Source organism: Cupriavidus malaysiensis (genome assembly GCF_001854325.1).
GTDB lineage: Bacteria > Pseudomonadota > Gammaproteobacteria > Burkholderiales > Burkholderiaceae > Cupriavidus > Cupriavidus malaysiensis.
The window spans coordinates 2954447-2968310 of the sequence record NZ_CP017754.1 but is presented as its reverse complement, the minus strand read 5'-3'; the positions used below and the strand labels follow the sequence as shown (position 1 = coordinate 2968310).

General features: G+C 67.1%; 9 protein-coding genes. 2 read left to right on the top strand and 7 right to left on the bottom strand.

Annotation, left to right across the window (positions count from 1 at the left end; genetic code table 11):
- Both BKK80_RS13115 and lpdA read left to right on the top strand, forming a co-directional pair.
- Positions 1–618, top strand: a complete 618-nt coding sequence (locus BKK80_RS13115) for an Ntn hydrolase family protein (protein ID WP_071013514.1) — start codon at positions 1–3, stop codon at positions 616–618.
- Positions 619–653: 35 nt separating this feature from the next.
- Positions 654–2438: a dihydrolipoyl dehydrogenase gene (gene lpdA, locus BKK80_RS13110; RefSeq protein WP_071013511.1), complete on the top strand. Its 1785-nt coding sequence runs from the start codon at positions 654–656 to the stop codon at positions 2436–2438.
- Between the two features lie 86 nt (positions 2439–2524).
- Here the strand turns inward: lpdA and BKK80_RS13105 are convergent, their stop codons facing one another.
- The 7 genes from BKK80_RS13105 to BKK80_RS13075 all read right to left on the bottom strand — a co-directional run bounded on the left by BKK80_RS13105 (position 2525) and on the right by BKK80_RS13075 (position 13245).
- Positions 2525–3166, bottom strand: a complete 642-nt coding sequence (locus BKK80_RS13105; RefSeq protein ID WP_071013508.1) for a response regulator — start codon at positions 3164–3166, stop codon at positions 2525–2527.
- A 332-nt stretch (positions 3167–3498) separates the two neighbouring features.
- Positions 3499–4659: a fimbrial protein gene (locus tag BKK80_RS13100; RefSeq protein ID WP_157903219.1), complete on the bottom strand. Its 1161-nt coding sequence runs from the start codon at positions 4657–4659 to the stop codon at positions 3499–3501.
- Positions 4660–4763: 104 nt separating this feature from the next.
- Positions 4764–7799, bottom strand: a complete 3036-nt coding sequence (locus BKK80_RS13095; protein WP_071069739.1) for a two-partner secretion domain-containing protein — start codon at positions 7797–7799, stop codon at positions 4764–4766.
- Positions 7800–7933: 134 nt separating this feature from the next.
- The gene (locus BKK80_RS13090; RefSeq protein WP_084545578.1) at positions 7934–8743 is read right to left on the bottom strand and encodes a fimbrial biogenesis chaperone; all 810 of its coding nucleotides are present in this window, start codon (positions 8741–8743) and stop codon (positions 7934–7936) included.
- A gap of 53 nt (positions 8744–8796) precedes the next feature.
- Positions 8797–11664 (bottom strand): fimbria/pilus outer membrane usher protein, encoded by a 2868-nt coding sequence (locus BKK80_RS13085; RefSeq protein WP_071069737.1) that lies wholly within the window; start codon positions 11662–11664, stop codon positions 8797–8799.
- Positions 11665–11832: 168 nt separating this feature from the next.
- Entirely contained in the window at positions 11833–12657 is an 825-nt protein-coding gene (locus BKK80_RS13080) for a fimbria/pilus periplasmic chaperone (protein WP_071013495.1), read from the bottom strand.
- A gap of 12 nt (positions 12658–12669) precedes the next feature.
- Positions 12670–13245: a fimbrial protein gene (locus BKK80_RS13075; protein ID WP_071013492.1), complete on the bottom strand. Its 576-nt coding sequence runs from the start codon at positions 13243–13245 to the stop codon at positions 12670–12672.
- Positions 13246–13864 lie beyond the last annotated feature (619 nt).

Genomic DNA, 13864 nt, shown 5'->3' with positions numbered 1-13864 from the left:
ATGACTACCTGCGTAGTCGTCAAGAAGGACGGTGAGGTGGCGATCGCGGCGGACGCGCTGGTCACCTTCGGCGACACGCGCCTGTCGCGTGCCTACGAGCGCAACCAGAAGGTGTTTCCGGTCGGCGAGAGCTTCATCGCGCTGGCCGGCACCACCGCGCATTTCCCGGTGATGCGCAGCCTGCTGTCCGGGCTGGGCGAGGAGTGCCGGCTGGGCTCGCGCGACGACGTGTTCCGGACCTTCCTCAAGGTGCATGAGAGGCTCAAGACCGAGTACTTCATCAACACCAAGGAGGACGAGGACGATCCTTACGAGTCGTCGCAGATCGTCTGCCTGATCGCCAATCCCGAGGGAATCTTCGGCGTGTATTCGTATCGCGAGGTGTTTGCCTTCGACCGCTTCTGGGGCATCGGTTCCGGCCGTAACTACGCGCTCGGCGCGATGCATGCCGTCTATGACAGCCCCGGGTTCGACGCGGCGCGGATCGCCCGCATCGGGGTCGAGGCCGGCGTGGAGTTCGACAAGAGTTCGGCCGGCCCGGTCGAAGTGCATGTGCTGCGCCTGCGCGCGGCGGACGGCGCGGCGGGCATGGCACCCAACAACGACGGCGTTGCCTGATCCCGACGGGCGGGCGGCGCATTGAGGAGCAAAGCATGAGTGTGATCGAGGTCAAGGTGCCGGATATCGGCGATTTCGACGCAGTGGAAGTGATCGAGGTGCTGGTCAAGCCCGGCGACACGGTCGAGGTGGAGCAGTCCCTGATCGTGCTGGAGTCGGACAAGGCCAGCATGGACGTGCCGTCCTCGGTGGCGGGCACGGTGGTCGATGTGCGCATCCAGGTGGGCGACAAGGTCGGCCAGGACATGGTGATCTGCACGGTCGAGACCGGCGCGGCCCAGGCCCCCAGCCCGGCGCCCGCTGCCGCGCCGGCACCCGTTGCCGCTGCCGCTGCGCCGGCACCTGCAGCCGCCGCGCCGGCCGCCGCGACCCATGGCGGCGGCGCCGACATCCAGTGCGAGATGCTGGTGCTGGGCGCCGGCCCCGGCGGCTATTCCGCCGCCTTCCGCGCGGCCGACCTGGGCATGAGCACCGTGCTGGTCGAACGCTATGCCACGCTGGGCGGCGTCTGCCTGAACGTCGGCTGCATCCCTTCCAAGGCACTGCTGCACAATGCGGCGGTGATCGACGAGGCCAAGGCGCTGGCAGCCCATGGCATCCTGTTCGGCGAGGCCAAGATCGACCTGGACGGCCTGCGCCACTACAAGCAGTCGGTGGTGGGGAAGCTGACCAACGGCCTGGCCGGCATGGCCAAGGCACGCAAGGTGCAGGTGGTGCGCGGTATCGGCAGCTTCCTCGACCCGCATCACCTGGAGGTCGAGCTGACCGAAGGCGAAGGCAAGCAGGCCACCGGCAAGAAGACCGTGATCCGCTTCGAGAAGGCCATCATCGCCGCCGGCAGCCAGGCGGTGAAGCTGCCCTTCATCCCCGAGGATCCGCGCATCGTCGATTCCACCGGTGCGCTGGAGCTGCCTGAGGTGCCCAACAAGATGCTGGTCATCGGCGGTGGCATCATCGGCCTGGAAATGGCGACCGTGTACAGCACGCTGGGCGCCGAGATCGACGTGGTGGAAATGCTCGACGGCCTGATGAACGGCGCGGACCGCGATCTGGTCAAGGTCTGGGAGAAGAAGAACAAGGACCGCTTCGGCAAGGTCATGCTCAAGACCAAGACGGTCGGGGTGGAAGCCAAGGCCGATGGCATCTACGTCAGGTTCGAGGGCGAGCAGGCGCCGGCCGAGCCGCAGCGCTACGACCTCGTGCTGGTCTCGGTGGGCCGCTCGCCCAACGGCAAGCGCATCGGCGCCGAGAAGGCCGGCGTGGCCGTGACCGAGCGCGGCTTCATCGACGTCGACAAGCAGATGCGCACCAATGTGCCGCATATCTTTGCCATCGGCGACATCGTCGGCCAGCCGATGCTGGCGCACAAGGCGGTGCATGAAGGCCACGTCGCGGCCGAGGCGGCGCATGGCGAGAAGGCCTTCTTCGACGCCAAGCAGATCCCGTCGGTGGCCTTCACCGATCCGGAAGTGGCCTGGGCCGGCCTGACCGAGGACGAATGCAAGGCACAGGGCATCAAGTACGGCAAGGGCATGTTCCCGTGGGCAGCATCGGGTCGCGCCATCGCCAATGGCCGCGACGAGGGCTTCACCAAGCTGCTGTTCGATGAAGAGACCCACCGCATCATCGGTGGCGGCATCGTCGGCACGCATGCCGGCGACCTGATCAGCGAGATCTGCCTGGCGGTCGAGATGGGCGCGGACGCCGTCGATATCGGCCGTACCATCCACCCCCACCCGACGCTGGGCGAGTCGGTGGGCATGGCGGCCGAGATCTACGAAGGCGTCTGCACCGACGTTCCGCCGCCGCGCAAGCGCTGAGGGCAGGGTCTTCGCAAGACGGGAGCAGGCCTGTGGCCTGCTCTTTTTTTTTCGGCGCCCGGCCGGCGGTTCCTCGGCGGCGATGCTCAGTCATGTCTGCGCTCCCAGTCGTTGGCGTAGCGGATCAGGTCCGAGTCCCGCTTGATACCGAGCTTGCGCATGGCGCTGATCTTCTGCGTGCTGATGGTCTGCACGCTGCGGTTGCATTGGCGGGCGATCTCGGAGATGGTCATGCCGCCGCCGAACAGGCGCACGATCTCTGCTTCGCGCGCGGTCAGCACATTGCGGGACGCCAGCGATTGGCCGACCACCTGATCCTTGATCGACGGCGAGAAGTAGGGCTGGTGCAGCAAGGCGGATTGCGTGGCGGCGCTGACATGACCGATGCGGTCCGATTTGCTGAGGATGCAGTTGATGCCCAGCCGCAGCAGGGCGCGGATCAGTCCGGGATTGTTCAGCATCGTCAGCACGACCAGGCGCAAGGTCGGGTAGCGGCGCCGGAGCTGGGAGAACAGGGCGATGCCGTCGCCGTGCATGCCGCCCGGCATGGCGTAGTCGGAGATCAGCACATCGCACTCCAGTTCTTCCAGCGACTTGAACAACTCGGTGGAGTTCCTGGCGCGGGCCACGATCGCGAGAGACAGGTCCTTCTGCAGCTCGTGCTGGACACCCATCACGATGGCAGGATGGTCATCGGCAATGATGACGCGGATAGTGTCTGTAGACATGGTCGGTTTCCTCTGGTCCAGATGACAGGTTGCAGGCAAGGTCGCTTTCCATCCCGGGGGCGGCGGAAACAGAGGAAAGCACTGGCTGGCAGGCGCGGGGGCTGGCAGGGACGCTTCCGTCCTCAGGTTGTCTCCCGCTCTTCGCGGGACTTTCGCTAGGAAGGCTCACGAGTGCACTGCGTCCTTCGAAGGGCATGCCCGATCGACAGCGCCTTCGGGCCGTCTGCGTCGTTGCAAAGGCTCGCCATCGCCGCGCGCGATGGCCGTGCTTCCCGCCTGGCCTGCGACCTGGATGCAACGCCGCTCGGGTGCGCTTGTTCCGACGCAACGGATTAGGGAAAGGTGATGAAGTAGCTGGCGAGGCCGTTGGCATCCCCCGCCGCCAGCGGTTCCCCGGTGCGCACATAGCGTGCGAAGAACTTGAGCGTGGCTTCCGTGCCGTTGACTTCCATGGCGTGGTGGCCGGAACTGCCGGCGGGCGGGGCCGAACTGAAATACTTGACGCGCCTTGCGGGCTTGCCGGTGGGAAGGCTGAACATGGCGATGCCGATACCGCCGGCGCCACCGCTGACGCTGAGCGTGTCGGAGGTGTTGCCGGGCTCGTTCTCATCGCGGAACCATATCTGCGGCTTGGCGTTTTGCGCGCAATCGCTGAGCTTCAAGGTGAATGGGTCCGATCCCGGGTCTTCCCAGGCGGGTTCCGCCACGTTGAGGAGCGAATAGTTCTTCATCGTCACGGGAATGGTCGTGACTTCGACTTTGCATCGGTTGGGGATCGTCTCGCGCGGGATCAGGGCATTCATCAGCTTGCCCGTGGCGAGATTGCTGTTGCAGGCGTTGACCTCCGCATGGGGCGCGACGGTCTGGCCGACGATGCCTTTGCTCGCATCCACCGAGTAGGTGAACAGTTCCACCATGGCACCCTTGGCGATGCCGGTGATCTTGATATCCCCGGCGGGCAGTTCCTTCGGGTCGACCAGCAGTACGAGTTCCTGGAAGAGGTCGAAGGCATAGTTGGTGTCCTCTGTAGCGAGTTCCTTGACATTCAGGATGGTCTGCTGCTGCGGGCCCCGATAGATCGCCTGATCCTTGTGGCTCATGCGGATGCCGATCTTCGATACGAATGGTGTCGGATCGTTTGCGAGGACCACCGGCATGATGTCGGTGTTGACCAGTTGGACCGGATTGATCCAGTTGCCCAAGGCCGCGAGGACTTGCGGCGACTGGGTGCGCTTTGTCTCGAAACGGACGAAGAAAGAGACGGTGCGCTTGAGCAGGACGTCGCCGGGCTTTGCCGCTGCGGTGAGGCCGGTGCCGCTCCAGCCACCGTCGCCGCTCGGCGGCAAGGGAACGCTGCATCTCATCGCACCGTTGTAGCTGGCCGCCGCGACGGAAGCCGGCAGCAGGAGGAGGAGAAGTCTGAAGGCCCCCGCGAGGGCGCGGGCACGGCGGCGCCGGGGGCGCTGCGTCCATGCTGGGGAATTGCGGGTCATAGGGTACTCCGAGGAAGATTGCTTGTTCTGCCGAGGCGGAACAACCGTGTCCGAGGCCAGGACGTGCAGCCCGGCATGGCGGGCTGCCGGGCCGTCCTGGACCGTTATTGCAGCAGGCCGGAGTTCGAACCTGCCGGCGGTAGCAGGGAGGCCGCGCCATAGGCGACGTTGCCCGTCATGCGTCCGGTGTTGAGGCCGGCGAGGCCGCCATAGACCTGCTGGTAGCCCGCCGGTTGGTAGTTGACGCGGGTGGCGGCGGTGGAGTAATCGATCACGCTGCGGTTCACGCCGGCCAGTCCGCCCAGCGCGGCGTATGTTCCGCCACGCACCGAGCCGTTCGCGTGGGAATACGACACCGTGCCCTGGTTGTCGCCGACCACGCCGCCGACATTGCTGCGGCTGCCGCCGGTCACTTCGCCCAGGCCGATGCCGCCGACGATAGTGCCGAGGTTGGCGCCGGCGACGCCGCCCGCGCTGGCGTTGTTGCCGGCGGTGACCTTCCCATGTCCTTCTGCGGCGGTCAATGCGCCGAGGTTGTAGCCGGCGACGCCGCCGGCCAGGCTGGTGGAGCCGCCGGAGACGTCACTGTAGCCCTTGGCGTTGAGCACCTCGCCGCCATAGAGGTTGCTGCCGACCACACCCCCCACGCGGCTGCTGTTGCCTGCCCGTACCTGTCCGGATGCCGTGGCATGGGACACGGTGCCGAAGCTGTTGGCACCCACCACGCCGCCGACATTGGCGCCGGAAGCATCGACGACCGGCCCGGTGGCCGCGACATGGGCGAGGCGGCCGCCATTGGCGTTGAGACCGGCGATGCCGCCCAGGTTGGCGGTGGCGCTGCCGTTGACCTGGCCGCTGGCCTGCGAGGCGGCAATGGTGGCCCCCGAGTTCAAGCCGACCACGCCGCCGGCGTTGCCGCGCTGGTTGCCCTGCACGCGACCGCTGGCGCTGGCGCTCTCGATCGTGCCGGCGTTGGCGTTCAAGCCGGCGATGCCGCCCGCGTTGACACCGGCCCGGCTGGCGGTGACGGCACCTTCGCTGCGGACATCCTGCAGCGTGCCCCCGTTGTTGACGCCGGCGATGCCGCCGATGCCGCCGCCGATGTCGTTGAGCACGCCGCCGGACACCTGCGCGCGGGAGACCGCACCGCGGATCGCGGCCGGGTCGCCGGCGCCGGCGAGGATGTTCTCACCGGCCACGCCACCGACGGCGCGCGCGTTGACGCCACCGTAGACGGAACCGCTGGTGCTGACGTTCTCCAGCGTGCCGGTATTGATTCCCACCAGCCCGCCGACAGTGGTCGAGCGCGAGGTGTTGCTGCTGACGTTGACCCGTTCCGTGCTGACGTTGCGGATCAGGCCCCGGTTCACGCCTGCCAGAGCTCCCACGGAGCCCGGGACCGGGCCATAAGCGTTGTCGGTCACACTGAGGTTTGCCAGCTTCACGTTGCTGATGGAGCCGGCCGCTTCCGAGAACACACCGACATTGGCGCCGCGCCCGGTGATCGAGAGTCCGCCGATGGTGTTGCCCAGGCCGTCGAAGCTGCCGCGGAAGACGCCGTACGGCCCGCCGATGGACAGCAGGCGGCCGCCTGTGATGCCGTTGCCCAGTACATAGTGGCCATAGAGATTGGTGTCGATCTGCTGCAGCTGGGCGACATTCTGTATCACGGTGTGGCGGATGCCGTTGGCGGTGAAGCCGGCACTGCTCCCAGATAGCGTGACCGAGCCCTTATCGCCGAAGTTGCGTCCGCCCGGCGCGTTGATCTCGAGTTCGCTGGCAGTGCCGCTGAGGGTGAGCTTGTCGTTGATATTCACCTGGTTGCCGGCGTTCAGCATCAGTCCGGCGCGGATGCCGCTGGCACTCACCGGGGCGTTCACGTGGAGGCTTCCGGCCGCCTCCAGCGACAGATGGTTGCTGGAGTTCCAGGCCACCGGGCCCTTGAGGGAAAGGTCTCCGGTCTCGCTCCTGGCCTTGATGTGCGTGGTGGCAAGGTTCTGTGCCAGCGTACCGCTGTAGGCATTGGCGCTGCTGTCGTTGGCGTAGCGGCCGATCGTCATGTCCGGGGCGCTGAGCGTCCAGTTGCCGTGCATGCCGTTGCTGGCGCGCGTGTCGACCATCAGGCCCAGACCGACATCGAGGCCCCGGCCGCGGGTCACGACTTCGCCGCCGTCGCCGACCGTGTTCATTGCGCTGGTGCTGAGCCGTCCGCCGACGAAGGTACGGCCGACGTCGCCGCCGTCCAGCGTGATCTTGCCCGCACGTCGGCTCAGTGTATTGGCTTCGATCGCACCGACGTTGTTGACCACGGCCTGCAGCAGGGCGCCGCTGCCGCGTGCGGTCATCAACACCTGGCCGCCGTCGGCCTTGAGCAGGCCGCCATTGTGCGCCAGCGCGTCCGCGGCGGCACCGTTGATCTCCAGGTTGAGCAGGCCGTCGGCGGCGCCGAAACGCACCATCGCGTCGCCGCCGGCACCGAGTGCCACGCTGCCCATCGGAGCCAGGATCAGGCCATCGTTGCGTACGCGGCCTCCCAGCAGGGCGATGCTGCCGCCCACCGCGGCGGTGAGGGTGCCCTCGTTGACGACGGCGTTGGGGGAGTTCGAATCGGTGAAGCTGTAGTTATGGCCTGGTGCGAGGAACTGCTGGTCGGAGATGCCGTGGGTGGAAGCGACCAGGCCGCCCACGTTGACCTGGGCGCTCTTGCCGAACAGCACGCCATTGGGGTTGACCAGGAAGACTCGCCCGTTGGCCTCCATCCTGCCGAAGATCTCGCTGCTGTTGTTGCCGATGACCCGGTTCAATGCCACGGCAGCGCTGCCGGGCTGGTTGAAGCTCACGCGCTCGCCTGCGCCGATGTTGAAATCGTTCCAGTCGATGATCAGCTTGTCGGTCTTCTGGTTGATCGACATCGCCTGCTGGCTCGCATCCTTCTGGATGTCAGCGCTGCCGCCGGCGATGTTCTGGCCGCTCGGCAGGGCATGGGCCGATGGGGCGGCGACGAGCCCGAGCAAGGCCGCCGCCGCCGCAGTGGCCGCCAGCGCCGGCTTGCCTCGCCTGCCTTGCCGACGCGCGCCTTCGTGCGCAACCTGCCAGCATTGCTGGGCCGTGTTCCAGACCAGGATGTAACTACGGTTCATCTTGCATACCTCTTGTTGTTGAAAGGACTCAGCCGGACTTCGGCAGAGCGGGCATCCGGGCCCAGGGTGGACCGGAAGACGGCTGCAGCCCGCCACCGATGGGGCGGGCTGCAAAAGAATCCAGTGCTCCTTGCTCATGGCGCGGGCGAGCCGTCCCGGGCGATCTCGGCTTCGCCGTGGATGGCCTCGCCACCGTCGCCCGCGGCCTGGTAGCGCAACGGGGTCCCGGGGGGCAAGGCTTCGATGCCCTGTGGCAACGGCAGCGCGGCGCTGCCGAAAGGCGGCACCGTGAGGCCGCCGAGGCGCAGCGGCGACGGCGTTCCCGCTAGCGCAACCTCGGCGAGACTGACGAAGTAGGGCGAGTCGTTGCGGGCTTCCAGTGTCGGGCCGGCTCCCCGTTCGCCGGGCCGCAGCTGCCAGCGCAGGCGCGCGATGGCGCGTTCCGGACTGCCATCCAGGCCGCGCGGGCGGTACAGGACTTTCATGCGCAGGCGCACGGCGAGCTTCAAGCGCCAGTTGTCGCCGGGCGGGCGAGGCGGCACTTCCAGGAAGTTGATCCAGAACACGGACTCGCGATCCTCGGGCATGGCTTCGCCGCTGTGGCGGAGCTGCAGGGCGACGCTCCCCTTGGGGTCGAGGCGTACGAGCGGCGGCGTGAGCAGGAAGGGCACGGCCAGCGTGCTTGGGTCGGCATCCGGCGCGCCGCGATCCAGCCAGGTCTGCAGCAGCACCGGCTGGTCGCCGCTGTTGGCGACGCGGATGGTCTGTTGCGTCAAGCCGGCGGGATAGATGAAGCGGGTGCCTGTGACGGCGAGGGCCGCGTGTGCGCTGCCGGCGCCCGGCAGCAGGCCGCACGCCTGCAGCGTTAGCGCCGCCAGCGCGGCAAGCAGCGCCTGCAGTGCCGACCGTACCGACCGTACCGACCGTGCCGACCGTGCCGACATTGCCCGCGATGCGGGCATGCCGGATGGGGGGATACGCGAGTGCGTCGCCGGGCTCACCATGTGACGGAGCCGGTGGCACGCCAAGGCGTCGCGAAATGCCGGCCGGCGGCGGATGCCTGGTCGGCTCCGTAGGCTTCGCGGCGCGTCCGGTCCGCCTGTTCGCCGGCGCCTCCCGTGCCGCTGCGGTCCGGTGCGGCGGGCCGTGCCGCGGGGAGCAGACGGCAGGGCAGCTCGAACTGCTGGAAGCCGCGCTGCCGCGCGCCGTCGCTGGCCGGCAGCGCATAGTCGATCTGGCACTGCTGTCCGCCCCACTGGACGAGGATGCTGCCGCGCTCCTGATCGGTGCGGACCACCAGCCGGCTGCCCTGGCCCACTGCGCCGATCACGGCTCCGCTGCGGGCGTCGACCGCCGTGGCGGCGAAGGGCAGCGGCCTGCCGTCCGGCTGGCGGCTGTCGATCAGGATCGGGAAGGCACGCTGTGTGGGGTAGTCGAGGCGGACGATAGCGCCTGCGCGGGGCGCCACGCTGCGCGCACTCTGCTTGAGTTCGACGTCCTGCGACATGCCGCTGGGATCGAGCTCGATGGTATTGAGGCGGTAGGGCGACAATGCCGTGACCACGGCGTAGCCGTGCCGATCGATCTCGGTCTGCGAGGTGGTGCGCGCGCCTTCGGCGTGGGGGGCATGGACCAGCGCGATGGTCTCGCCCAGCGAGCGTGCCAGCGTGACGCCGCCAGGGTGCGCGACCACGCCGCCGGATGCGCTCAGCGAGCCCTGGCGCGAGCCGTTGCCCCAGGACACGCTGGCGCCGACATCGGCGCTGGACAGGCGGTAGCTGACGCTGGCGTTGGCGGTCGCGCGATTGCTGCTGCTGTCGCCCGAGAGCGACAGGTTGTAGTAGCCCTGGCTCAACTGGCCGAAAGTATCGCTGGCACCCAGCATGCCTTGCGTGCCGGCGCGGTCGTCGTGGGTGGTGAAGAGGCTCAGCGTCGGCGCGCCGCCCACTTCGCGTCCGAGCGGGATGTTGAGATTGACGCTGATCAGGGTATTGGTGCGGTTGCCGGCCGACGAGGCGAGGGACTGGGTCGTCAGCCGCTGGGCGGACACGCTGTAGGTGATGCCGCGCCAGCTGTTGCTGTAGCCCGCCGCGAAAGAAAGCACGGTCCCGGGCTGGTTCCAGTACTGCATCGACGAGCCGGTCAGGTAGATGCTGCCGCCGGTATTGCCGAGGCGCTGGCTGATGTTGGCGTCGAGCCGGGTGCGCATGCGCGTCGTGCTGCCGAAGCTGATGCCGCGGTCAGCCCGGTCGCGCATCGCCACTGCGTCGGACAGGCCGAGGTAGCCCGGGGTGGCATAGCGGTAGGCCAGCAGGGAGAAGTCGGTACCGGCCTGCGGCAGGTTCTTGCTGTAGGTCAGGCGATAGCTCGTCCCGCGGTGGCTTCTCCCTCCAGGCGGGCTGGTATTCGATGCGGTGACGTCGGCGGTGAATGCGCCGACGGGGGTATTGATGGCGGCCCCGGCCAGCGCGGACTGGTAGCCGTTGGTCAGCGAGGCGCCGCCGTAGACGGTCAGGTCGTTGTCGAGGCCGTATTGGTAGACCCCCTGCAACAGGAACTGCCGGTGGCTCAGGCTGGGGTCGTTGGTCTGGCCCAAGGTCGCGCTGAAGCGGTGGGCGCCGGGGCGCAGCATCTGCACCGCCGTGGCGAAGGGAACGGTGAACGTATGCACCTGTCCGCCGGCCTCGGTGACGCGCACTTCCAGGTCGCCGCCGTAGCTGGCCGCCTGCAGGTCGTCGATGGCGAATGGCCCGGGCGCGACCGTGGTTTCGTAGATCTGGTAGCCGCGCTGGTGGATGGTGACCTTTGCGTTCGAGTTCGCCGTGCCGCGCACCACGGGCGCGTAGCTGCGATAGATGTCGGGCAGCATGCGGTCATCGCTGCTCAGGCGCACGCCGCGGAAGGAGACGGGGTCGAAGAATTCGGCGCCCGTGGTGCTTTCGCCGAGCAGCAGCTGCGAACGCAAGGGTGGGAGATCGGTCTGGGCATAGGTCAGGCCGCGCTGGTAGTCCAGGCCGCTTTGCGGCGACCAGGCGACGGTGCCGCTGTGGCGCAGGCGTACGCTGCCGATGTTCACTCCCATGTCCAGGCCGGCATAGCCGCTGGTCTGGCTGCTGCCGTTGGCCTGGGTCGTGAACAGGTTGGTGTGGTAGTTGAGCCGCGCGCCCGGGATGCCCTGGTCCCAGTTCTCGGGGGCGACATAGGTGGGCGAGCTGCCGCTGCGCAGGAAGATGCGCGGCACCGTGAGGTAGAGCTTCTGCTCGCCCTGGTCGAGGCGCACCTCGGCCCCCGGCACATAGTCGGAGAGCGGCGCGCACACCAGGCCCTCGGGCATCTGGGTATTGCCCAGCTGGTCCTGGCCGCGCGCGGCCTTGTCCAGGTCCACGCCGGCCCGGGCCAGCAATTCGCGGCTGAAGCAGGGGACGGGCTCAGCCTCGGCTCGATCCGACGCGCGGCGGAACTCCACGTCTTCCAATCCGCGCCACTGCCCGTTGACCATCAGGTCGAGGCGATGTTTTCCGGGCTCGACCGGATTGCCGCGCGCGAAGCGCGCGGTGTCGATCTGCTGGCCGTCGGAGCCCTGGACCAGGAAGGCGCTATCGAAGACCACTGCTTCTGCCGCGCGTAGCGGCGTGCGGGCCGGCACCTCTTGTGCGCTGCTGGCGCCTTTGGCGTCTGCCGCCGCCGACGCCTGCGCGCTGGCAGGGGCGGCCGGCGGTGCGTTGCTGTCGGCCTCGCTCGACGCCGGGCCGGTGGCCTTGTCCGGGTCGCTGGCACGCGCCTGCTCCAGCAGCATGCCAATGCCGGCACCCGTTTGGCCGGCACCCAGCGCGAAGGAGGGCAGCATCAGGCCGACCGCCAGCATGATGGGGCTGTGCGTTGCAGAACGCGTCCGCCCGTGCCGGGACGAACGAGGCATGCGGGTTGGCGGGAAGCGAGATGTGGGTTGATTGCGCATGGAACGAGCGAGTACTGACGGGCGGCGTCGCCTCCGCACCCCTTGGCAGCGGGTTGAGGAGGGCAGCGCGAGCGCCTAGCGCGATGGCGTCATCGGGGGAGGCGCCACCGGGGACGGCGTCACCGCAGGCGGAGAATCGAGGAACTTCTCCAGCGTGTGCGTACCGCCGAAGTCGGTGATCACGTGGTAACGGACGGCTGGCCGTTCAGCGGTGCGAGGCAGGTTGTCGTGAAGATCGAAGCGCAACTGGCTGAACGGGGCGACCATGCCGCCGCCGGCATCCACCACCTTGTCGCCGACCTTGGCCTCTACAGCACTGAAGGAGACGTAATAAGGCGTGGGATTGGAAACCTCGATCTGCTGCGCGGCCCGTCCCGAGGGCGGCTGACCGGCGTGCGCCGGGGCTGGCAGCAGCGTCCAAGTCAGCCGGTCGCCTGCAACCGAGACTTCCCGCGTGACCAGCGGTGCCGGACGGTAGAACAGCTTGATGCGGGTGCGGAAGGACAGAAGCACGAAGTCCCTCTGCGTGGTCTTCGGCGTGGGCGGAACGTCGACCACGTTGATCCAATAGACGGACTCGCGGTCCTGGGGCAGGTCGTCTCGCAGCCGGCTGATGCGCAGGACGGCGCCGCTGTCGGGTTCGACACGGCTGACTGCCGGCGTGACCATGAAAGGCGTGGTCACGCGATCCGGCGGCAGGTCCGCGCGCCCGTCGTCGATCCAGGTCTGCATCAGGGCGGGTGCGTTGCCGCTGTTCTGGATCTGCAGCGATACGTCGCGGGCATTGCCGGGAAAGACCAGGCGCGTGCCCTGCAGGACCAGGCTGGCCTGAACCGGGGCCGCCAGCGCCATGGCACCGGCGGCCAGGAGGAAGAGGATGCTGCGCATCGCCGGCGCCATGTCTCGCCCTCCTTATTCGTAGGCGATCTGGTAGCGGATCTGCGAGTTGTAGATGCCGGGCCGCACGCCGGCGGGGCCGGTCGTATCCTGGCGGACCAGGTTGGCGTAGTACTTCAGCGTCACCGAGTTCGTGGCCGAGTCGATGGCGAAGGACGGCGTGGCCGGATTGCTTCCCAGCATCAGTTTCTGGGTGCCGGCACTATCGCCGTAAAGGTTGACCTGGACGTTCTCCGCGTAGTCAGTACCGGTCAGGTTCATCAGGCCGCCGTTGTTGCGATCCACCAGGGCGCCGAGATCGTCGAACTTGATCTTGGCCTTGGGGGTGGAGCCTGCGCTGAAGGTGCAATTGGACAGCTGGATGCTGAATTCCGTCGGCGACAGGAGCGTGTTTGCCGGTCTGCCGTTGGTGTCGAAATCGGCAGGCTTGAGCTGGGGAAACTCCACGAGCTTGTCGGTATCGCTGGGGTTGATCTTGCAGGTGGTGTCGAAAATCTTGCCCGAGAACTGGATCCTGCCGTCGAAGGCATGCGACAGCGTGGGCAGGCCGGCCGCCAGGGCGACGAGCGAGGCGAGGGCGATACGTTTCATTTTTAAGGTCCTTTTCAATGATTTGAAAAATCGCTCCAGCACGTTTTTGAAAATCCGGGGGCACGGGAGCGGTTGGGTATCCGGTGGAGGCTTTCTGCTTTACCGCCGGGGACGCCGTGGAAGGCGTGCATGCGCCTGAACGTGATCTCTCAGGCATCTGCAGGGACTACTTTAATGGCTCCGGCGCGGCTTAGGTCTAGTAATAATGCGAAATTTGGATAGTATTTATCCGATATTTGTTTTTCTTAATTCTCCTTTTTGTATCTTTTATCTTGTTTGATATTTATTCCGCGATTAATGGTGGATATTTCCCCTTGTCATTGGTTTTTCTGTGATCTGTCCGATTTGATTTGATCGTCTTGGGTGGGTTTTTTCTTATCCGGTGGCAGGCCATTGCATATGGCCGTGAAACAGCCGGCCGGTGAAGGACGTACACAGCGGGCGGCATGGCGCAGCTGATCGATGGCAGAGGTCGATGGGAGCGGCCCGGCCGCAGGCTTGCCGGCAGAGCGGTGGCCGGGTGAAACGGGATAGTATTGGCGGCATCCTTGCGCAATTAACGGCCAAGACAGTCGGCCGTCAGGAATGCCTGCGGTCAAGCTGGAAGGCGGGCAGTCGG

What these genes read in the sequence shown, in the direction of transcription:
- BKK80_RS13115 (WP_071013514.1), top strand. Translation starts at nt 1, where the DNA reads ATGACTACCTGCGTAGTCGTCAAGAAGGACGGTGAGGTGGCGATCGCG.
- lpdA (WP_071013511.1), top strand. Translation starts at nt 654, where the DNA reads ATGAGTGTGATCGAGGTCAAGGTGCCGGATATCGGCGATTTCGACGCA.
- BKK80_RS13105 (WP_071013508.1), bottom strand. Translation starts at nt 3,166, where the DNA reads ATGTCTACAGACACTATCCGCGTCATCATTGCCGATGACCATCCTGCC.
- BKK80_RS13100 (WP_157903219.1), bottom strand. Translation starts at nt 4,659, where the DNA reads ATGACCCGCAATTCCCCAGCATGGACGCAGCGCCCCCGGCGCCGCCGT.
- BKK80_RS13095 (WP_071069739.1), bottom strand. Translation starts at nt 7,799, where the DNA reads ATGAACCGTAGTTACATCCTGGTCTGGAACACGGCCCAGCAATGCTGG.
- BKK80_RS13090 (WP_084545578.1), bottom strand. Translation starts at nt 8,743, where the DNA reads ATGTCGGCACGGTCGGCACGGTCGGTACGGTCGGTACGGTCGGCACTG.
- BKK80_RS13085 (WP_071069737.1), bottom strand. Translation starts at nt 11,664, where the DNA reads ATGCTGGCGGTCGGCCTGATGCTGCCCTCCTTCGCGCTGGGTGCCGGC.
- BKK80_RS13080 (WP_071013495.1), bottom strand. Translation starts at nt 12,657, where the DNA reads ATGGCGCCGGCGATGCGCAGCATCCTCTTCCTCCTGGCCGCCGGTGCC.
- BKK80_RS13075 (WP_071013492.1), bottom strand. Translation starts at nt 13,245, where the DNA reads ATGAAACGTATCGCCCTCGCCTCGCTCGTCGCCCTGGCGGCCGGCCTG.